This is a genomic window from Nonomuraea marmarensis, from assembly GCF_043197025.1.
Lineage (GTDB): Bacteria > Actinomycetota > Actinomycetes > Streptosporangiales > Streptosporangiaceae > Nonomuraea > Nonomuraea marmarensis.
This window is the reverse complement of record NZ_JBICRM010000009.1, coordinates 301,514-321,117: the sequence shown is the minus strand read 5'-3', so window position 1 is coordinate 321,117 and position 19,604 is coordinate 301,514. Positions and strand designations below refer to the sequence as shown.

Sequence of the window (19,604 nt, the reverse complement as noted above, 5' to 3'; positions counted from 1 at the left end):
GACAGGCCGCGACCCGCGCACGGCGGCCCTCCCACGCCCAAAACCAGGCTGCCAACTGCGGGAACGGCCCTCATCGAGGAATTGGACCCCAAAATGATCAACAGAATTCACGCCGTGGATCCAGGCTTAGACGGATGCCGCAACCAGCTCCGGCAATGGCAAAAATGGGCATGCGAGTGCTTTCTCTAAGTCTCTGAATCAGTTCGTTCTTGCTGTACGCCGCGTGGCGGCGCCGAGCCCGAAGGCGTGATCGCGTGATGTTCCCCGACGAAGATCGTTCGATGCCGATCCTTTAGCGGTTACCAACGGTTCCCTAGTATCTTGAGAGAACTCGGAGTCTGGGTCAATCAGGCACTTTTCAATGCCCCGGTTCCTCGGAGATAACCACGGAGATAACCATGACCGACGCGGCGTCCACCGCTCCCCCAACATCCCTGCCCAGTCAGTTCTCTGGTGGTCCCGGGTGCCGAGCGCGCGAGGTCTTGGATCTCGTCGCCAACAAGTGGTCACTCGGCGTCGTTGACACCCTCGGCGCGGGCCCAAAGCGGTTCACTGAGCTCAAACGCTCCATCGAGGGCATCAGCCAGCGGATGCTCACGGTCACTGTGCGCGCTTTGGAGCGCGACGGGATCCTCACCCGCACCGTCTACTCCGTCATGCCACCCAACGTCACCTACGAGCTCACCACCATGGGCAAGACGCTCCTCGATGCGACGCGCCCAGTCATCCAATGGAGTCTTGAGAACATCCCCGCGATCGATGCGGCTCGCACGGAGTTCGACAGCAGAGCGAATCGGACACCATAACCACATCATGGACTGACTGGCGCCAGACCACGCCGCGAACAGACGTTGGAGAAGTCCGAGCATGACCAATCGTGCCGTGGTCACGGCCCGCGTCCGCATCGCCCCGCGCCAAGGATCTCAACCAGCCCCTACCGTTTCAAAGGCGAGAATTGCTGATGATGGCTCGGAAGCGCTCCTCGGCGCTGGCGGGGTTGCGGCTCATGACTCCTCCATGTCCGGCACCGGTGAGATCGTCGCACCGGCCGACAGCAGTCTCTCCGCCAGCGCGCGACAGCGCCTCCCGAGCTCCGGAGGGTCGAGCACCTCGAAGTCGTGCCCCAGCAGGAGCACGTGCATGAGCACGAAGTCGAGGCTGCCGGCGCCACTGAGCACCTCGCAGAGCTCGCTCCCTCGCCGTCGTACGACGGCCGCCGACGCTGGAATCTGCGCGCGTACCGTGTCGGCCGACGCGTGCACGAGGAAGCGCGCCTGGTGCGGGTAGACCCGACTCGCCACACTCTCCTGCACGTACGTCGCCGCGTCGGGCGCCGCGCGCGGGCGGAAGCGCCAGGTCCGTGCGGACACATCGGTCATCCGGTCGACGCGGAAGCTGCGCCAGTCGTCGCGATCGAGGTCATAAGCGAGGAGGTACCAGCGCCGGTCGGAGGCGACCAGGCGGTAGGGCTCGACCCGCCGCCGTCGCACCTCGCTCCCGGACGGGTAGTCGAAGCCGGCCTCGACCTCGTCGCGGCAGGCTCTGGCCAGCGTCATGAGCACCTCGGGGTCGACCGGCGTGCGGCCTCCGCCGAAGGACTCCACCGAGCCGGAGAGCGCGCGCACCTCGTGCCGCAGCCGGGTGGGCAGCACCTGGTCGAGCTTGGTCAGCGCCCGGAGTGCGGCGTCGCCGGCGCCGGCGACCGCGCCACCCGCGCCGGCGAGCAGCGAGACCACGGTGGCGATCGCCTCCTCGTCGTCGAGAAGCAGCGGCGGCAGGTCCTGCCCCGGGCCGAGCTGGTAGCCGCCGCCGACACCCTGGCTGGCATGCACCCGATAGCCGAGCGTGCGCAGCCGCTCGACATCACGCCGTACCGTGCGCGGCGTGACCCCGAGCCGATCGGCGAGCTCGGAGCCGGTCCAGACCTGGCGCTGCTGCAGCAGCCCGAGCAGGGTGAGCACCCGCTCCGTCGTACTCCGCTCGTCACCGCTTGCCACGTCCATGTCGCCCACCCTGCCAGATAGCGGACCCATCCTGTCCGCTAGAGGCGTCAGGGTGGCTCCATGGATGCAGACGAACTCGACTGGAACCGGACGCTGCGCGAGCAGTGGGAGTTCCACTGGAACCATCAGCTCCGAGCCCGGCTCGACGGCCTCACCGACGAGGAGTACTTCTGGTCGCCGGTGCCGGACGCCTGGAGCGTGCGGCCGCGCGGCAGCTCGACGGCGCCCGTGCAGGTAGGTGCCGGGGACTTCACGATGGACTACGCCTTCCCCAAGCCGGTCCCCGCGGCCTTCACCACGATCGCCTGGCGACTCGGTCACGTCATCGTCGGCGTGCTCGCCGCGCGCAACGCGGCGCACTTCGGCGCGCCGGCGGCGTCGTACGAGACCTGGGAGTACGCCGCCGGCGCGGCCACCGCGCTCGACCAGCTCGAGGCCCAGCTCGACCTCTGGCTGGCCGGGGTGCGCGGCCTCGGCGAGGCCGGGCTCCGGGTCCCGATGGGCGCGAAGGAGCCCTTCCCCGAGGCGCCCATGGCCGATCTGGTGCTGCACATCCACCGCGAGCTGATCCACCACCTGTCCGAGGTCTGCCTGCTGCGCGACCTCTACCTGCACACGAAACCCGCTATGAACGGAGCAACCCGATGAGCCGCCACATCCAGGTCACCTTCGACGCCCACGACCCGCGGGCGCTGTCGTCCTTCTGGCGCGACGTACTGGGCTACGTCCACCCCGGCCCGCCCGGAGTCGACCTGCCCGAGGACGCCGACCCGCTGGCCGCGTGGGACGACTTCCTCGCGCAGGTCGGCGTACCGGAGGAGCAGCGCAACACGAGATCGGCCATCGAGGACCCGCACGGGCACGGCCCACGGCTGTTCTTCCAGCAGGTGCCGGAGGACAAGGTCGCCAAGAACCGCGTCCACCTCGACGTCCGTGCGGCTCCCGGACTGCAGGGAGAGGAGCGGATGGCGGCGCTGGAGGTCGAGTGCGACCGGCTCGTCGCGCTGGGAGCGACGCGGGTACGTCGCTACGAGCCCGCTCCCCCGATGAGCGCCGGCTTCATCGTGATGACCGACCCCGAGGGCAACGAGTTCTGCCTGGACTGACGCAGCTCAGCTGTAGTCGCGGCCGGTCTTGCGGCCGAGGTAGCCGGCGGTGACGAGCTGCTCCAGCAGCGCGTTGACGACGAAGCCGGAGCGGTCGTCGCCACCTTGCCGAGTTCACCTCGCGACTCGGCATGGTCTCGCCGTCGAGGATGCGCTCGGCGCGGGCGCGTTGGTTCAGCTCGATGACTGCCTGGGTCGCGTGCTCGAGGTTGGGGAGCATGTCGCGGGCCGCGGGTCGTGGCACGAACGGGGACCGTCTTCGCACCGACCGGCAAGGACGGGCACGTCGGCGCTTGTCACAAGAAGACATCGCCGGATGACGGGCGCGGGGCCCCAGGGGCAGAGGTCTCAGGTGTGCAGGTCGAGGGACTCGACGACCTGGCAGGCGCTCTCGGGGGCCTTGGGATTCGCGAGAGCTTGTGCGGCCAGGCCGAGCGTGATGCGCAGTTGCTCTGCCTGCGCGTCCCCTAGGCTGGCGAGGAGATGCTGCTCGACCTGGCGGACCTGCTCGGTGAGCTGGTTGAGAAGCTTCTTGCCCTTGGGTGTCAGGACGACACGTCGTGAGCGCCGGTCAACGGGGTCGGGATGGCGAAACAGAAGCCTCAGCGCCTCGAGGTCGTCGAGGAGGTAGGTCATCGCGGTTCGGTCAATGCCGAGCAGGTCGGCCATCTGCGCCTGGTTTTGACATGAGCCGGCCTCGGCGAACGCGAGAACCTGGTAGGCGCGTGGACCTCCAGGCAGTTCGGCGACCACGTCACCGACTCCCTTGAGATAGGCGCGCAACAACATCCCGAGTGCCCATCCCAAATCCTGGTCCGAACCCACGGGTGTCTGCGTGCCGTCTGTCTCAGCTGCCATCTCCTAGAAGTCTAGCTTCATATGTCCGGGGCATGCTCTGGCTACCTGATGGTCGTGCACGGAGACGGTCTCTCGTGTCGAGTCTCACCCAGGTATGCGCCTGATCGCGCCGATGCCCTCGTACACGATCTGTTGGATAGTCTGATAGTCAGACTATCTGGCATCAAGATGCTCTGCAACTCCACCCTCCTCTACCTTCCTCTTATGGTCTGTGCTTAAGATGCTATGAAAATCAGACCATCGGATCTGAACATCATCTTGATTAACGAGGGGAACACAGATGAGCATCATCTACCGGCTCGACGCGAGCATCCGGGACGAGGCGTCCGGATCGGTGACGAGGGCGGTCACCTCTACGTTGGAGACCGCGTTGACCGCGCAGCAGGGCGGCGTGACCGTCGTCCGCCGCGAGATCGGCCTGACCCCGCTGCCCTCGACGGCGTGGGCAGCCAGCGCGTTCGCCGGATTCGTCGCACCCGAGCAGCGCAGCGCCACCCAGCGTGAAGCGGTCGCGCTAGCGACCACGCTGGCCGACGAGCTGATCGCGGCGGACGCGTACCTGTTCGCCGTGCCGTTCTACAACTACGGCGTATCCCAGCACTTCAAGACCTGGGTCGATCTCGTGGTGACCGACCCACGATTCGCGCCGGGCACGACGCCCCTCGCGGGACGTCTGGCATACCTCGTGATCGCCCGCGGTGGCGGCTATGGTCCCGGCACTCCGCGTGAAGGCTGGGACCACGCCACCGCGTGGCTGCTTCGGATCCTCACCGATCTGTGGGGCCTGGACGTGGAGGTGATCGAAAGCGAACTGACCCTGGCGCCTGTGACCCCAGGGATGGAGGACCTGCGCGAGCTCGCGGCGAAGAACCTCCGCAACGCGCACGACGCCGCCGAAGGACACGGCCGCGACCTCGCCAGGAAGCTCCCCGTGGGATGAGCTCTGCCGTGCGGGGGCGCGATGGCAGGTGAGTGCTTCCAGATCGTCAAGGGCGCCTTGCGTATGACGAGACGGGATACGTAGCCCGCCTACAGATCAATCACGATAATCTGTCGGCCCTCCACGGCTGATGCTTAACATACGGCGACACTTCCCGGCTGGAGCCAGCCCTTGCTGTCAAACAACCTCGGGGCCGGCTCATCGCAGAAGGAACTCGCATGGCGACGTCTACTGCCCCCGCCCTTGCTGGGACGCGGGGGCGGATCTCGTCAGGGTTCGGCCAGTCGGGCAGCCGCAGGTATCCACTGCCCCGGGTGAGCCTGCGCCAAGTGATCAATTCCATCAATTCTTCCTTGGGTGAGTCCTCCTGCCACACGGTCGTGGCCCCGGTTCGGCACGGTGGAATCCATGACGCGTTGCAGGGAGGCATTAATCCGGGAAGCGTCGCCCAAGAAGGGAAGCGGAGATGAGCAAGCGCCTCCATAGGATCGCCACCGTTCTTACGGTGGTGGCAGTGACTGCGGTGTTATTACCCTCTCCGGCTACGGCTGCTGCCCTGTCGGCGCCGGAGCGGCTGCGCGTCACCAACGTCACCGCAACCCAGATCTCCTTCGCCTGGTCGCAGAACACCAGCGGAAGCGTCGGTATCCTCCGCGCCCGGGTCTACCAGAATGGGGCACTGGCCACGACCACACGATTGGTGCGCCACACCGCCTCCGGAGTCGTTCCGGGAGCGAGCTATTCCTTCCACGTCGTCGCCGTCGATGACGCCGGCAACACCTCACCGCCAAGCCGAACCATCGCGGTCACCACCCGCGGTCCGGGGGTGGTTCCGCCCGGACCAGCGAACCTGCGCGCCACCGAGGTGTCTCCCACCCGGGTTGACCTCGCCTTCGATCAACCCGACGACAGCTGGGACATCGATCACTACGAGTTCTTCGACGGAGCGGCAGTGGTCGCCTCAATCCCCGCCTATGCCTGGTCCAGCATTCCGACTGTGACGCTGCCGTTGCGGGAACTCATGCCGCAGTCGTCGCATTCGTATTCGGTGCAGGCTGTTCGCCAGGCGCTCGGCGCTTCGCCCTCGTCCAACACCGTGACGCTCAGCACACCCCCGCGGACAGACCTGCAAGCACCGTCGGTTCCCGCCGGACTTACGGCAAGGAAGGGGTATGCCTGCTTCTCCGTCGCGCTGACCTGGGCTCAATCGAGTGACAACAACGATCCCCAGTCCGCGATCGACTACGAGATCCTCGTCAACGGCATGCGCGAATATTGGGTGCGCGGCGTCGGGACCGCCAGCATCAACACGGTACCCGTCGGCAGCAACACCATCGCAGTCCGGGCGGTGGACAGCTCCGGCAACGCCTCCGACACCGCCACGACCACGTTCCTTCGCAAGCCTACTTGCACTGACGACGCCTGACCGCGCCAAGCTCTTCAGATCCGATTCGTCCCCCAGGGCGTCGGCTTTCGTGATTGATCCCCGTGAGGTCTGCGCGTCGGACACCGAGCGCGAGGCCGTCGTCGAACAGTTCCGTGTCGCCTCGGTCGAGGGCGGCTCACCCTCGCTGAGCTGACGGACCGCGCGGAGGCCGCGTACACCGCGCCCCCACGCCGGGCAGGTCCTGCTCAGCCAGGACCTGCTCATCGACCACCAGCCGCAGATGATCTTCGGGGCTCGCAGCGCCGACCCGCAGACCTTGGTCAACAACGTGACCGCCCTGGCCAAACTGGCCAAGGTGTTCAACCTGCCCACCGTGCTCACCTCCATCGCCGCCGGCACCTTCGCCGGCCCGCTGATCCGGGAGATCACCCGCACTTTCCCGGACATCGAGGTCATCGACCGCTCCCACATCAACGCCTGGCATGACGGAGCCTTCCGGACCGCGGTCGAGGCCACCGGCCGACGCCGCCTGCTCATCGTCGGCCTGTGGACCGAGGTCTGCCTGACCTTCCCCGCGCTGTCCGCGACCGAGGCGGGTTACGAGGTCTTCGCCGTCATCGACGCCTCCGCGGGGTCCAGCACCGCCGCCCACGACGCCGCGATCATACGGATGACCCAGAAGGGCATCGTTCCCGTCAGCACCGCGAGCGTACTGTCCGAACTGCAGCGCGACTGGGCGCGCGTGGAAACCTACGACGCCGTCAACGAGATCGTCGTTGACCACATGGGCGCCTGGGGACAGGGCGTCAACTACGTTCGCGCGGGGTTCGCCAGGAAGTGACCTGGGGCGTCGGGTGATCAGCCTCGACACCATGATCACGTTCTCCGCCCGCTCGAACTGCCGCCAGGTGCAGCCGGTGGTGGCCACGAACACGATCGCCGCCAAGATCAGGCAGTCATCGGCCCGCCGCCGGCCCGCCGCCCCTGCGACCGCATCGGCGACGGCGGTGCCTTCGACAATGCTCCATAGCATGCTGTGGAACTTGGCGTGTTCGGACGTGGGGATGGCGGCGAGGCGTTCGTTGATGGCCGCGGAGGTCGGCGAGCCCCGCCGCACGCGACACCTTGTTGAAGGCTTCTTTGAGTGCCTCGGCCGCGCGATGGGCCAGCCAGGTGAGGTCTTCGGCCGCAACGCGGCGATCACTTTCTCGGGGCACGAGCACAACTTCTACCTGCTGCGCGGTTCGTACACCACCCACATGCTCCGCACCCCGGACGGCTGGCGCATCGAGCGCATGATCCAGCACGTCGGCTGGTCCGACGGCAACAACAACGCGGTCGCGGAAGCCGTGGCCCGAACCCGGGCGAAGAGTCAAAGCTGACAGGCGGTGGCGACGCCTGCTACTCATCCAGAGGCCCGGCGCTCATTTCCCGCGTCACGGCACGGGTCGCTCCCGGCAGAGCTCGGCCAGTGCGTGTGCGGAGGGGCTGCCGGGCGTGGCCTGGACGGTGACCAGTTGCTGCCCGGGCGCGCCGACGACGGAGAACAGGTCGCAGTTGACCGCCAGCTCCCCGACGAGGTTATGGCGAAAGCTTCTGGTGTGGCTGCTTTCGGTCTGTACGTCGTACCGGGCCCACACGCGGCGGAACTCGCGGCTCTGGTCGTACAGTTCGTCCACCAGCTCGGTCAGGCGGGGGGCGTCGAGATCCCTGCCGACGGTGGCGCGAAAGTGAGCGACTCTGTTGTGCACGGTGGGCTCCCAGTCGCGGTAGAACTCCTGCGCGGCGGGATTGAGGAAGATCGTGCGCAACAAGTTGTCGCCCGCCTTCAGCTCCACGTGCAGCCCTTGCCTGTAGAAGGCCACGGCCATCGGGTTGATGGCCAGCAGGTCCATGCATCGGGTCATCACGAAGGCCGGCGTACCGTGCCGGCCGTGCATCAGCCGGAGCAGGGGCGGGCTGACCTGTGCCATGGAGTCGGCCGGAATGCGCGGCCCCTGGCGGGCACGCGCGTCCGTGCGCGCCAACGCGTGAAGGTACGCCGTGGCGTCCGCGCCGAGGCCGAAGGCACCCGCCAGGGCGCGGATCACCTGATCGGATGGGTGGCGTTCGCGTCCCTGTTCCAGACGGATGTAGTAGTCGGTGCTGACACCGGCCAGCATCGCGACCTCCTCCCGTCGCAGGCCCGGCGTCCGGCGGAGTCCGACATCCAGCAGTGCGACCTGGGCAGGAGTGGTGACCGCGCGCCGGGCGCGAAGAAACTCGCCGAGCAGCCTGTCACTTGACATAAATGAACCATATGCCCCGTTATGTCGGATTTGACTGGGTGTGCCATTGCCAGTCAAGCCTATGGTCGCCGATCCCACGCACACGGGCGTCTCGCTGCCAAGTCGCTGCGTCGAAGGCCGCCGACGTGTCTGTCCGGCTCTGCTGGAAGTTCAGGTACATGCGGGGCGTAGGTCGGCGGCGAGTGACCAGCACCTGCGTGCCTGGTCGTAGTCGTCGTCGCCAGGCAGGTGAACGGCCTTGGCGACGTTCCGCAGCGCCGCTGTCGTACTCTGAGCGCTCATCTCACTATGTCCCTTAAAATGATCGTTTGTGGGTCACGTTTTGACACTGGTGGCGGCGGGTTAGGCCGGGACGTTACGCATCCGGCGTTGCCGCCAGGCGAGCGCCGCGGACTGGAGGACGAAGAACGTGCCGCCCGCGGCCGTGTAGGTGATCAGGGCGTTGAGGTTCGGGTGCTCGCCCACCGCCTGGACGAGGTACGTCGCACCCGCGATCACCGACAGTGCGCCGGCGATCAGCATCGGCCACTGCCGGCCCAGTTCGGGGCCGCGGCGCCGCACGGCGACCGTGAACTGCGCCGCCCCGGAGACGATGGCCCAGACGCCGAACGCGAACAGCACCGCCGCGGCGCCGCTGACAGCCGTGAGGCCCAGGGCGACGGCCGCCAGGGCACTGAGCGCGGTGTTGAACACCTGGAGCGTCCGGGCCGCAGTACCGGGACTCTCCCGGGCGTCGAGCAGTGAGGCCACCACGTCGATCAGCGGATACGCGATGAGCAGGACGACCGACACGGCGGAGAGCGAGTCGTGCACGGCCGAGAAGCCCACGGCCCAGGCGATCGCGACGAGGCCACGGACGAGGTAGATGCGCAGCAGGATGGACATGAGGGTGCCAGCTTTCTTCCAGGTTCGGGTACCCGGATCACTCTCGTCGGCCAGGCCGCCCGTAGACCCCAGGGGAAGACACTGGCTGGAGCCCTGGTTCGACGGAGGTCCAAGACCGCCGGAAACACGGCGGTCTCGGGATTTCTCCCGGGACCGCCGCTACCAGTTGGTATTGATCAGACGGTCGCGCAGCGGTAGCTGGAGGCCATCGCCGGGTCGCCGTGCCCGGTGTAGCGGGCCACTTGCGGGTACCGGCACACGTTGCGGGTGATGGTCTTGCCGTTGGCCGTGGTTGCCGCGGCGAGGGTGGCCGGCGCCTGGCCCTTCTCCACCCACTCCACGAGCGCGCCCAGGTCGTCGGTCGGCTGCGGGCCGGGGCCGCCGCTGCAGTGGGCCACGCCCGGGAGCAGGAAGAGCCGGTAGAAGTCGTCGACCTTCTTGTCACCGCCCATGAGCCGGTTGACGCGTTCGCGGTAGTCCACACTGCCCTGGGTGGGAATCAGGTGGTCGGCCTGGCCGTGCCAGCTCAGCAGCTTGCCGCCGGCCTTGCGGAACGCGGACAAGTTCGGGTCGTCGGTGCCGATGATGCCGTTGAAGTCCTGCTGGGACTGCCGGAAGATCTGGGCGAACTGCTGGTAGGTCAGCTTGGTCGTGTCGAACTGCGGGTCTTTCTTCACGAAGTACTTGACCCAGCTGTCCGCCACGAAGAACGGCGCGCCGACCTTGGCCAGATAGCTGAAGCTCGCGCCCCTGTTCGGGCCGTACCAGAGCTTCTTGCCATCAGGCGAGACCGGGCCCGCCCAGATCTTGTTGACCACGTCGGCGACGGCGGCGGAGATGGTGATCTCCTTGCCGTCGCATAGGACCTTGGTGCCGATCAGGCGCCGCGCATCCCAGCGGCAGTCCTGCGGGTTGTCGATGACACCGTCCTTGACGCGGTCGAGGGTGTCACAGGCCTTGACCGCGGCGGTGTTGAACGCCTCGAGCTCGCACTGGGTCGGGTAGGTCTTCTCCTCGTTGAAGACCACCTGCGGCCAGAGCGTGGCGACCGCGAACCGGTCCCAGCTGGTCGCCGGCGCGGGGGCCAGGATGCCCTGGAAATCGTGCGGATAGTCCTGCGCCTCTGCGAAGCCCTGACGGCCGCCGGTTGAGCAGCCGTTCCAGTACGCGTATCGCACTGGGCTGCCGTAGAACTTCAACGCCACTTCCTTGCCGACGACCGCCATGTCGTGCAGCGACCGCGAGGCGAAATTCTTGAGCAGCGGGGTGTTGACCTTGCCATCGGCGGTCAGCGCCCACCCGCTCACGTCGATCGGCGACTGGCCGATGCCGGCGTCGGTGGCCGCCGCCACATACCCGGCCTTGACCGCGGTGACCAGCGGGGCGCCGCCGAAGTCACCGGCCAGATACGCGCTGCCGCCGGTGGCCTGGAACCGCCCGGTCCACTTACGCCGGTCCTGGGGCAGCGAGATCTTGACCTTGACGTGGTCGTTCACCCCAGGATGGGTCAGTGTGACCGTGACGTCGCACCAGGCCGGGACATCGGTGATCGGCGCCGGGGTGGGCAGCGGAGGCGCATCGGGGAATGTGACCGTTCCTCCGGCGTGCGCGGCCGCCGTCACGGACTCCACCTTGGCGCCGGACGGCGCGGAGACGGGAATTGTGGCGCACACCGTTGCGGCGTTGTTGCCGCTGTGGTGGGTGGCGGCGCCGGCGGCTGTTGGCGCCAGCGCCGCCGACAGCGGCACCACCGCCGCGATCAGCATGATCAGACGTTTCATGCCGGCCACTGTCGCGCGGCGGGCACCGGCGTCGCCCCAGGGAGGCACCCTGGGGTTGGTCCCCCAGGGTTCCTGGTCCGGGCCGGCGCCGCGCCCTAGTGAGCTGCGTCTACGGGGTCGCGGCCGTGGTGGCACGCATCAACCTCAACGTGCCGTCGGCGCGGCGAGCGGTCGAGCGGCAACCATGGCGGCCGTTGTCGAGGCCTGGCTGACCTGCGGCGCACAAACCTTGTCATGTTACCCTCCGTGTTGGTGACCCGCCACCAGTTGTTCACGGTAGAGACAATCCAGCTGGGTGTACCGTCCTGGCGGGGGGAGGGTGAGGTGCTGAGTAACACCCAGGGTTCGCGGCTGTGCGGCCGGCAGCGCGAGCGGGACACGATCGACCGACTGCTGCGCGACGTCCGCGACGGCCAGAGCCGCGTGCTGGTTCTGCGTGGTGAGCCGGGCGCCGGCAAGACCGCTCTGCTCGACTATCTGATCGAGCGTGCGTCGGCCGGCCGAGTGACCCGCACGGCCGGGGTCGAGCCGGAGTCCGAGATCGCGTACTCGGCGCTGCAGCAGCTCTGCGCGCCGCTGATCGGCCAACTCGACCGGTTGCCCGAGCCGCAGCGGGCCGCGCTCGCCACCGCCTTCGGGCTGACCCCCGGCGACCCGCCGGAGGGTCTGCTCATCGGGCTGGCCGTGCTCGGCCTGTTCGCCGAGGCCGCGTCGCAGCAGCCGCTGGTCTGCGTGGTGGACGACGTGCAGTGGATCGACCGGATGTCCGAGGTGATCCTCACCTTTGTGGCCCGCCGGCTGGATGCGGAGTCGGTCGCACTGGTGTTCGCCTCGCGCAGCCCGGGAGACGAGCAGGTGCTCAGCGGCCTGCCGGAGCTGCGCGTCGACGGGCTCCCCGACGCGGACGCGCGGGCGCTGCTGGACTCGGTGCTCACCGGCCCGGTCGATGCGCGCGTACGCGATCGAATCGTCGCCGAGACGCGCGGCAACCCGCTGGCACTCCTCGAACTGCCCCGGGGCCTCACGTCGGCTGAGCTGGCGTTCGGGTTCGGCGCGCGAAGCGCGACGCCCCTGGTGAGCCGCGTCGAGGAGGGCTTCCAGCGACGCATCGCGGCGCTGCCCGCGGACACCCGCCGCCTGCTGCTCACCGCCGCCGTCGAGCCGGTCGGCGACGTGACCCTGTTGTGGCGTGCGCTCGAGCGGCTGGGCATCGGGCCGGCCGCCGTCGCGCCCGCAGAGGGCGCCGGACTGGTCGAGCTCGGCACCCGGGTTCGGTTCCGGCACCCGCTGGTGCGCTCGGCCGCGTGGCGGTCGGCCGAGGCGGCCGAGCTGCGCGAGGTGCACCGCGCGCTCGCCGAGGTGACCGACCCGCGGCAGGATCCCGACCGGCGCGCCTGGCATCGGGCGCACGCCGCGGTGGGACCGGACGAGGAGGTCGCAAGCGAACTGGAACGCTCGGCCGACCGGGCACTGGCTCGCGGCGGCCGAGCGGCGGCGGCGTCCTTCCTCGAGCGTGCCACCGAGTTGACCGCGGACCCCAAACGACGGGCGACGCTGGCTCTGGCCGCCGCGCATGCCCGGTTCGCCGCCGGTGCCCCCGCCCTGGTGCCGGACCTGCTGGCCGCCGCCGAGCTGGGCCCGCTCGACCTGCTGCAGCGGGCCGGCGTGGAGCGCCTGCGGGCCCACGTCGCCTTCGCGCTCAACCCCGGCCGGACGGCCGGCCCGCCGCTGCTCGCGGCCGCCCGCCGGCTCGAGACGCTGGACCCCGCCGCAGCGCGGGAAACCTATCTCTCGGCGCTGGGCGCAGCCGTGCACGCCGGTCGGCTCGGCGGAGACGACCGGCGACGGGCGGCCGAGGCCGCCCGAGCTGTCCCGGTTGGCGAGGACCCGGCCGGTCTCCTGCTGGCCGGTCTTACGGCGTGGAGCCTGGACGGGTACGCGCCTGCCGCGCCGCTGCTGCGCCGGGCGCTGGACGCGGTCACCACGAACGAGGATCCGGGCCTGCTGTGGCTGGCCGGACCCGTCGCGCACGAGGTGTGGCAGGACGAGACCTGGCACCGCCTCACCGCGCAGGCGGTCGGCTTCGCCCGCGCCACCGGGGCGCTCTCACTGCTGCCCACCGCGCTGGTCTTCCGCGCCGGCGCGCTGCTGTTCGAGGGCCGGTTCGCAGACGCGTCGGATCTGCTCGACGAGGCCGGCGCCCTCGGACGGGCCACCGGCCTGGCCGCGCATCCGTCTGCCGCACTCACCCTGGCCGCCCACCGTGGCCAGGAACTCCTCGCGGTGGAGTTGATCGAGGCCACGGCCAAGGACGCCGACGCACGCGGTGAAGGCCGGCTGCTCGGCCTGGCCGGCTACGCCAAGGCAGCGCTCTGCAACGGGCTCGGCAGCTATCCGGCAGCCCTGGCGGCCGCCCGGCAGGCCGCCGAGTACGAGGACCTCGCCGTGTTCAACTGGACGCTCGGTGAGCTGATCGAGGCGGCGGTGCGGAGCGGCGAGCCGACGGTCGCGTCGCAGGCGCGCGAGCGGCTTGCGCAACGGACCGCAGCCGCAGGGACGGACTGGGCCCTCGGCGTCCAAGCCGTCGCCGACGCGCTGGCCGGTCCGCCAGGACGGGCCGAGGAGCACTACCGCGAGGCCATCGAGCGGCTGTCCACCACTCGGATGGGGCTGCCACTGGCCCGGGCCCGCCTGCTTTACGGCGAGTGGCTGCGCCGGGAGAACCGCCGTGGTGACGCCCGGGCCCAGCTGCGCACCGCCCACGACGCGTTCACCACCATGGGCGCGGAGGGCTTCGCTGAACGAGCCGGCCGGGAACTGGTCGCCACCGGCGAGACCGTCCGCAAACGGACCCCGGGAGCGCGCGAGGACCTCACCTCACAGGAGGCACAGATCGCCCGCCTGGCCGTGTCAGGCCGGACCAATCCCGAGATCGGCGCCGTGCTGTTCCTCAGCCCGCGAACGGTCGAGTGGCATTTGCGCAAGGTCTTCATCAAGCTGGGCATCGGATCACGCCGCGAACTAGCCGCGGCGCTGCGTGACCGGTGACCCCAGGGCCGGCCCCAGGGAGTCTCCCTGGGGCGAGGTACCGCTTCGGCAGCGATCGTAGATGCCGGATGCCGACCGGCGTCCGATATCGCTGAGGAGCGGACATGGTGGAGTACAAGCTTGAGGTGATTGTCCTGCCGGTCGCGGATGTCGACCGGGCCAAGGACTTCTACCAGCGGATCGGTTTCCGGGAGGACCTCGACTACGTGGACGGTGCCGACTTCCGGGTCGTGCACTTCACCCCGCCGAGCTCCCAGTGCTCGATCATCGTCGGCACTGGGATCAGCACGGCCCAGCCGGGCTCCGTGCAGAACCTGCACCTCATCGTGGACGACATCGAAAAGGCGCGGGCCGAGCTGATCAGCCGCGGCGTCGAGGTGAGCGAGATCTTCCACGACGAGGGGGGCGTCTTCCATCACGCGGGGACCGAGAAGCGGGTGCCAGGCCTCTACCCCGGCCGGCGCTCGTACGGCTCGTTCGCCTCGTTCAGCGATCCCGACGGTAACGGCTTCGTGCTGCAGGAAATCACCGAGCGCCACCCTGGTCGTTGAGCGAAGAGCCGGCATGGAGATAAAAGCAAGCCACCTCCATGAGCAAGACCACGTCACCCAAGACCATCGTCATCACCGGGGCCGGCAACGGCATCGGCGCACACACGAGCACGAAAAGGTCAAGACCATTAACAGGCGCACATTCTCCAAGATTTTCACCGTCGGGGCGGCAGCGGCTGTGCTGCCCGCGCTTTCGGCGTCATCAGCCGCAGCGGCCGCACCAGGAGGTGAGAAGCCATCGGCTTTGCCGACCGTCAAGCCGGGGACGCACACGGCCTTCGCATCGCTCAAGCACACCAAAGCCGGCGTCCTGGACATCGGTTACGCCGAGGACGGTCCCGCTGACGGTCCCGTGGTCATCCTCCTGCACGGCTTTCCGTACGACATTCACAGCTACATCGACGTGGCGCCGCTGCTGGCGGGCGCCGGCTACCGGGTGATCGTCCCGTACCTGCGCGGTCACGGCACGACGCGCTTCCTGTCGGACAAGGCATTCAGGAACGCCCAGCAGTCGGTGGTCGCTCTCGATGTCATCGCGTTGATGGACGCCCTGAAGATCCGCAAGGCGATCCTCGCCGGTTTCGACTGGGGATCGCGAACGGCCGACATCATCGCGGCTCTCTGGCCGGACCGCTGCAAGGCCCTGGTTTCGGTGAGCGGTTATCTGATCACCAACCGGGAGGCCCAGAAGACGCCGTTGCCGCCGAAGGCCGAGCTGGCCTGGTGGTACCAGTACTACTTCGCCACGGACCGTGGTGTGGCAGGACTCAAGGAGTACGGCCCCGACTTCGCGAGGCTCATCTGGGAGAACGTCTCCCCGACCTGGGCCTTCGACGACGCCACGTTCGAGCGCACCGCCGCATCCTTCAAGAATCCGGACTGGGTCCCCATCGTCATCCACAACTACCGCTGGCGGCTGGGCCTGGCCAAGGGCGACCCGCGCTACGACCGGCTCGAGGACCGGCTCGCCGACCGGCCCAAGATCGCGCTACCGACCGTCACCCTCGACGCCGAACTGGATCCCTTCACACCTGCCCCTGGGGACGGGTCGTCGTACCGGGACCGGTTCCTGGGCCCCTATACGCACCGGACGCTGAAGGGCATCGGCCACAACGTGCCACAGGAGGCGCCGGAGGAGTTCGCCCAGGCCGTCGTCGACGTCGACCGATTCTGACGACCGGCGGCGGTCCGTACACGCGTCGCGGACAGCCGCGGACCGAAGACTGAGGTGAGCTCCTGGTTGAGTGCGGCCAGGTTGCCCGCGGCGTACCGTGCTTCCGGCCAACCCCGATTTCTGCGGGGAGACATCGCCCGACACGACCGGCTACCAGCAGACGCAGTCCGTGCACTTGTGATTCGACCGGTCACGCGATAGAAACGTCCGAAACATCCTTCAAACCTTGATACAAGCCTCGCACCGCGAGAGAGCGCTCTCTCAGGGTGCAGTGGTCTCCGGCTGCCCGTCGAAGGGTCGCATCCACCCCGATGTCCTCTGTCCGTGGAGCGCTGCACCTGCAGCGGAAAGGACGAACCGTATGACGACCCAGCCTTCCGGCAACGGGAGTCTCACGAGGCGGCGCCTCGGCCGCTTACAGATCGGCCGGGCGTTCACGTTCGGTCTCGTGCTGGCGACCGCCGTCATGACGGCGGGAACGGCCGCGACCGCCGCGTCGCCGGCCCCCGGCGCCCCTGATCTCGGGCCGAACGTCACCGTCTTCGATCCGAGCATGCCGGTCAGCGAAATCCAGGCGACCCTCGACGCGGCGCATGCCGCTCAGGTCGACAACGAGATGGGCAGCACGCGCCACGCCTACCTCTTCAAGCCCGGCACGTACGGCACCGCGGAGCACCCGCTCCAGATCAAGGTCGGCTACTACACCGAGATCGCCGGCCTGGGCGCCTCGCCCACCGACGTCGTCATCAACGGCAAGGTCGAGGTCTACAACCGCTGCCTGGCGGACGGCGGGACCAGCAACTGCCTCGCACTCGTCAACTTCTGGCGCACCCTGTCCAACCTGTCGATCAACGTCAACGCGGCCGGCCAGGACGGCTGCCGGGCGTCGGCGAACTTCTGGGCCGTCTCCCAGGCGGTGTCCCTGCGCCGTCTCAACATCAGCGGCGGCAACCTGTCGCTGATGGACTACTGCACCGCCGGCCCGCAGTTCGCCAGCGGGGGCTTCATCGCCGACTCCAAGCTGCCGTCCGTCACGAACGGATCGCAACAGCAGTGGCTGACCCGCAACAGCGAGGTCGCCGGTTGGTCGAACGGCGTGTGGAACCAGGTCTTCTCGGGCGTCGTCGGCGCACCGGACGAGGCCGGGTTCCCGAGTCCGCCGTACACCACCCTCGACGCCACTCCCGTCAGCCGCGAGAAGCCCTACCTGTACGCCGACGCGCAGGGCAGGTACAACGTCCGCGTGCCAGCCGCCCGGAAAGGCACGCGTGGCATCTCGTGGGCCACCGGCATGACGCCGGGCCGTACGCTGCCGATCACCGACTTCTTCATCGCGAAGCCGTCGGATTCGGTGCAGGTCATCAACAACCAGCTCGCACGCGGCAAGAACCTGCTGCTCACGCCCGGCGTGTACGACATCGCGCGGAGCATCGAGGTCAAGCGCCCGAACACGGTCGTCCTCGGTCTCGGGCACGCCACCCTCACCGCCGTCCACGGCTCGACCCCGCTCGACGTCGCCGACGTCCCCGGCGTCGTCGTCGCAGGCGTGACCATCGACGCGGGTCTCAAGACGTCGCCGGTTCTGCTGAGGGTGGGCAAGAAGCACGGGGAGCGCCGGAGCTCGGCGAACAACCCCACCACTCTGTCCGACGTGTACTTCCGCGTCGGCGGACCGCACGTCGGTAAGACCGACATCGCGCTCGAGGTGAACAGCGACAACGTGCTCATCGACCACACCTGGGTGTGGCGCGCCGACCACGGCGTCGAGGGCTTCACCGACACCCAGCGCTGGAACACCAACACCGGCCGCACCGGCGCCGTCATCAACGGCGACCACGTGACCGCGACCGGCCTGTTCGTCGAGCACTTCCAGCAGTACAACACCGTCTGGAACGGCGACGACGGCACGACGATCCTGTACCAGAACGAGCTGCCGTACGACCCGCCGACCCAGGCCGACTGGATGAACGGCGACGTCGAGGGCTGGGCCGGCTACAAGGTCGGCAACCACGTGAAGACGCACAGCCTCTACGGCGCTGGTGTCTACGTCTTCAACCAGAACAACCCGCAGATCCACACCGAGAACGGCTTCGAGGTTCCGGAGACCCCGGGCGTCAAGCTGCACCACATCATGACCGTCAACCTCAGCGCCGGAACGATCGACCACGTCGTCAACGGCGTGGGCGATGCGGCCGACACGACCAAGGTCGGTGCGCCGGTGTACGTCGCGGAGTACCCGGCCCCGTAGGGCCGCCTGTCCTGGTGGGCCGGAGTCTCCGTGCCCCGGCCCACCGGCACGCTTTGGACCTGTGGGGTGTGGATGACAGGCACTTCACTGTCCTGACGCGTCCTACGTCGCGGACTCGGACGAGCGGCCCGAACAGCGGCAGTCGACCGATGGGACGAAAGGCGTATGCAGCAGGGCCTGCTGGGCTGCACCGGCCATCCAGGCCTCGGCCCGGTCGAAGTCCCAGCCTCGCTCCCCCACGAGGGTCATCCAGGCGGACTCGCCGAGAAAGAACCAGAGCAGGTCGAAGGCGCCGGCGTGGTCCAGCTCGGGTCTCAGCGCGTTCAGGACCGTAAGCCGGTCGGCCACTGCCGTGAGTGCGCCGACGTAGGCCGCTGTGATCGCCTCCATGACGGCCGCGGCGGAAGGCTCCGCAAGGTTGCGGTGGATCAGGCCCCAGTTGGTTTCCCAGTGCCGCTCATGCGCCTGCCGGGTGCCGGCCGCGGTGATCGCGATGACCGCGCGCGGGTCTTCTGTCCGCGTGATCGCGGTGAGGGTCTGCTCGACGGAGGGGTCCTCGACCGCCGGAGCCACCAGGGCCGACAGAATCGCCGCCTTGCCGCCGGTGCTGGCGTACACGGTCTGGACGGCCACCCGCGCCGCCGAGGCGATGTCCGCGACGGTCACGTCGGCGTAGCCGTCGGCGAGGAACAGTCTGCGTGCGCTCTCCAGGATCGCCGCGCGTGTGGAGAGCGCCGCGTCCGCGACTTCCTCGTCGCGCACCTGCACCACCACCACGAGTCGGAGGACGACATCCTCTGGCCGATGATCCTCGCCAAAGCCCCTGAGGCCGTTGACCCGCTCGGCGGCCTCAGCGATGAGCACGACCGGCTGGACGCGGCACTCGATGCGCTTGCCGCGGCTCCGATAGACGGCGAACGCGTCGCGCTCATCGAAGCGGCGATCGCCGTACGCGACCTGGTCCATCTACATCTGGAACACGAGGAACCGGCCCTCTTCCCAGCCCTGCGTGATCATGTCTCCGAGGACGCCTGGGCGGACTTCTCCCAGCGGGTCATCGCGACGACGCCCCCGGTGGGAATGCACCTCCTGGTGGGTTTCCTGGAGCAGGTGGGCACCCCGGAGGAAGTAGAGATCATCCTCGGCGACATGCCCGCGCCCGTGCGCACGGCCCTGCGCGAGCATGCGCAGGCCACCTTCGACATGTTGAACGCGGCCGGCTGACGCGCGCCGGGAGACCATCGCTGCCGGCGGCGCATGGCCTGGACCTTCGGCGGGCCTGATGTCCTGCCTCTTCGAGCGCGGGCCGCACGCGATCCCAGCTCCCCGGCCGGG

19 protein-coding genes are annotated in these 19,604 nt (G+C 68.6%); 12 read left to right on the top strand and 7 right to left on the bottom strand.

Features of this window, described 5'->3' with window-relative positions:
• The first annotated feature begins 398 nt into the window (after positions 1-398).
• On the top strand, positions 399-806 hold the full coding sequence (locus tag ACFLIM_RS18145) for a winged helix-turn-helix transcriptional regulator (RefSeq protein ID WP_393166798.1): 408 nt from the start codon (positions 399-401) through the stop codon (positions 804-806).
• A gap of 198 nt (positions 807-1,004) precedes the next feature.
• Here the strand turns inward: ACFLIM_RS18145 and ACFLIM_RS18140 are convergent, their stop codons facing one another.
• Positions 1,005-2,003 carry a helix-turn-helix transcriptional regulator gene (locus ACFLIM_RS18140; RefSeq protein WP_393166796.1) on the bottom strand — a complete coding sequence of 333 codons (999 nt, stop codon included), beginning with the start codon at positions 2,001-2,003 and terminating at the stop codon, positions 1,005-1,007.
• Positions 2,004-2,063: 60 nt separating this feature from the next.
• Here ACFLIM_RS18140 and ACFLIM_RS18135 point away from each other — a divergent pair, with 60 nt between their 5' ends.
• Both ACFLIM_RS18135 and ACFLIM_RS18130 read left to right on the top strand, forming a co-directional pair.
• Positions 2,064-2,651 (top strand): DinB family protein, encoded by a 588-nt coding sequence (locus ACFLIM_RS18135; protein WP_393166795.1) that lies wholly within the window; start codon positions 2,064-2,066, stop codon positions 2,649-2,651.
• Positions 2,648-3,109 (top strand): VOC family protein, encoded by a 462-nt coding sequence (locus tag ACFLIM_RS18130; RefSeq protein ID WP_393166793.1) that lies wholly within the window; start codon positions 2,648-2,650, stop codon positions 3,107-3,109. The genes ACFLIM_RS18135 and ACFLIM_RS18130 overlap by 4 nt, the downstream gene beginning before the upstream one ends.
• 348 nt (positions 3,110-3,457) lie before the next feature.
• Here the strand turns inward: ACFLIM_RS18130 and ACFLIM_RS18125 are convergent, their stop codons facing one another.
• On the bottom strand, positions 3,458-3,934 hold the full coding sequence (locus ACFLIM_RS18125; RefSeq protein ID WP_393166791.1) for a MarR family winged helix-turn-helix transcriptional regulator: 477 nt from the start codon (positions 3,932-3,934) through the stop codon (positions 3,458-3,460).
• A 313-nt stretch (positions 3,935-4,247) separates the two neighbouring features.
• Here ACFLIM_RS18125 and ACFLIM_RS18120 point away from each other — a divergent pair, with 313 nt between their 5' ends.
• The 4 genes from ACFLIM_RS18120 to ACFLIM_RS18105 all read left to right on the top strand — a co-directional run bounded on the left by ACFLIM_RS18120 (position 4,248) and on the right by ACFLIM_RS18105 (position 7,676).
• The gene (locus tag ACFLIM_RS18120; RefSeq protein WP_393166788.1) at positions 4,248-4,907 is read left to right on the top strand and encodes an FMN-dependent NADH-azoreductase; all 660 of its coding nucleotides are present in this window, start codon (positions 4,248-4,250) and stop codon (positions 4,905-4,907) included.
• Between the two features lie 466 nt (positions 4,908-5,373).
• Positions 5,374-6,333, top strand: coding sequence for a fibronectin type III domain-containing protein (locus tag ACFLIM_RS18115; RefSeq protein ID WP_393166785.1), 960 nt, complete (start codon positions 5,374-5,376; stop codon positions 6,331-6,333).
• Between the two features lie 202 nt (positions 6,334-6,535).
• Positions 6,536-7,135, top strand: coding sequence for a hydrolase (locus tag ACFLIM_RS18110; RefSeq protein ID WP_393166814.1), 600 nt, complete (start codon positions 6,536-6,538; stop codon positions 7,133-7,135).
• A gap of 13 nt (positions 7,136-7,148) precedes the next feature.
• Positions 7,149-7,676, top strand: coding sequence for a hypothetical protein (locus tag ACFLIM_RS18105; protein ID WP_393166783.1), 528 nt, complete (start codon positions 7,149-7,151; stop codon positions 7,674-7,676).
• Between the two features lie 54 nt (positions 7,677-7,730).
• Here ACFLIM_RS18105 and ACFLIM_RS18100 read toward each other — a convergent pair whose 3' ends face one another.
• The 4 genes from ACFLIM_RS18100 to ACFLIM_RS18085 all read right to left on the bottom strand — a co-directional run bounded on the left by ACFLIM_RS18100 (position 7,731) and on the right by ACFLIM_RS18085 (position 11,248).
• Positions 7,731-8,582, bottom strand: coding sequence for a helix-turn-helix domain-containing protein (locus ACFLIM_RS18100; RefSeq protein ID WP_393166781.1), 852 nt, complete (start codon positions 8,580-8,582; stop codon positions 7,731-7,733).
• Positions 8,583-8,732: 150 nt separating this feature from the next.
• The gene (locus ACFLIM_RS18095) at positions 8,733-8,864 is read right to left on the bottom strand and encodes a hypothetical protein (protein WP_393166779.1); all 132 of its coding nucleotides are present in this window, start codon (positions 8,862-8,864) and stop codon (positions 8,733-8,735) included.
• Between the two features lie 60 nt (positions 8,865-8,924).
• Positions 8,925-9,467 carry a DUF308 domain-containing protein gene (locus ACFLIM_RS18090; RefSeq protein ID WP_393166777.1) on the bottom strand — a complete coding sequence of 181 codons (543 nt, stop codon included), beginning with the start codon at positions 9,465-9,467 and terminating at the stop codon, positions 8,925-8,927.
• Positions 9,468-9,643: 176 nt separating this feature from the next.
• Complete coding sequence (locus ACFLIM_RS18085; RefSeq protein ID WP_393166775.1) at positions 9,644-11,248, bottom strand: tannase/feruloyl esterase family alpha/beta hydrolase; 1,605 nt, start codon at positions 11,246-11,248, stop codon at positions 9,644-9,646.
• A gap of 324 nt (positions 11,249-11,572) precedes the next feature.
• Here ACFLIM_RS18085 and ACFLIM_RS18080 point away from each other — a divergent pair, with 324 nt between their 5' ends.
• The 4 genes from ACFLIM_RS18080 to ACFLIM_RS18065 all read left to right on the top strand — a co-directional run bounded on the left by ACFLIM_RS18080 (position 11,573) and on the right by ACFLIM_RS18065 (position 18,269).
• Positions 11,573-14,296 carry a helix-turn-helix transcriptional regulator gene (locus ACFLIM_RS18080; protein ID WP_393166773.1) on the top strand — a complete coding sequence of 908 codons (2,724 nt, stop codon included), beginning with the start codon at positions 11,573-11,575 and terminating at the stop codon, positions 14,294-14,296.
• A gap of 104 nt (positions 14,297-14,400) precedes the next feature.
• Positions 14,401-14,847 (top strand): VOC family protein, encoded by a 447-nt coding sequence (locus tag ACFLIM_RS18075; RefSeq protein WP_393166770.1) that lies wholly within the window; start codon positions 14,401-14,403, stop codon positions 14,845-14,847.
• Positions 14,848-15,091: 244 nt separating this feature from the next.
• Positions 15,092-16,021 carry an alpha/beta fold hydrolase gene (locus ACFLIM_RS18070; protein WP_393166768.1) on the top strand — a complete coding sequence of 310 codons (930 nt, stop codon included), beginning with the start codon at positions 15,092-15,094 and terminating at the stop codon, positions 16,019-16,021.
• Between the two features lie 361 nt (positions 16,022-16,382).
• Positions 16,383-18,269 (top strand): adenylyl cyclase, encoded by a 1,887-nt coding sequence (locus ACFLIM_RS18065; RefSeq protein WP_393166767.1) that lies wholly within the window; start codon positions 16,383-16,385, stop codon positions 18,267-18,269.
• A gap of 102 nt (positions 18,270-18,371) precedes the next feature.
• Here the strand turns inward: ACFLIM_RS18065 and ACFLIM_RS18060 are convergent, their stop codons facing one another.
• On the bottom strand, positions 18,372-19,046 hold the full coding sequence (locus ACFLIM_RS18060) for a TetR/AcrR family transcriptional regulator (protein ID WP_393166765.1): 675 nt from the start codon (positions 19,044-19,046) through the stop codon (positions 18,372-18,374).
• A gap of 27 nt (positions 19,047-19,073) precedes the next feature.
• On the opposite strand from ACFLIM_RS18060, the gene ACFLIM_RS18055 reads away from it, so the two are divergent.
• Positions 19,074-19,493, top strand: a complete 420-nt coding sequence (locus ACFLIM_RS18055; protein ID WP_393166763.1) for a hemerythrin domain-containing protein — start codon at positions 19,074-19,076, stop codon at positions 19,491-19,493.
• Positions 19,494-19,604: the final 111 nt, after the last annotated feature.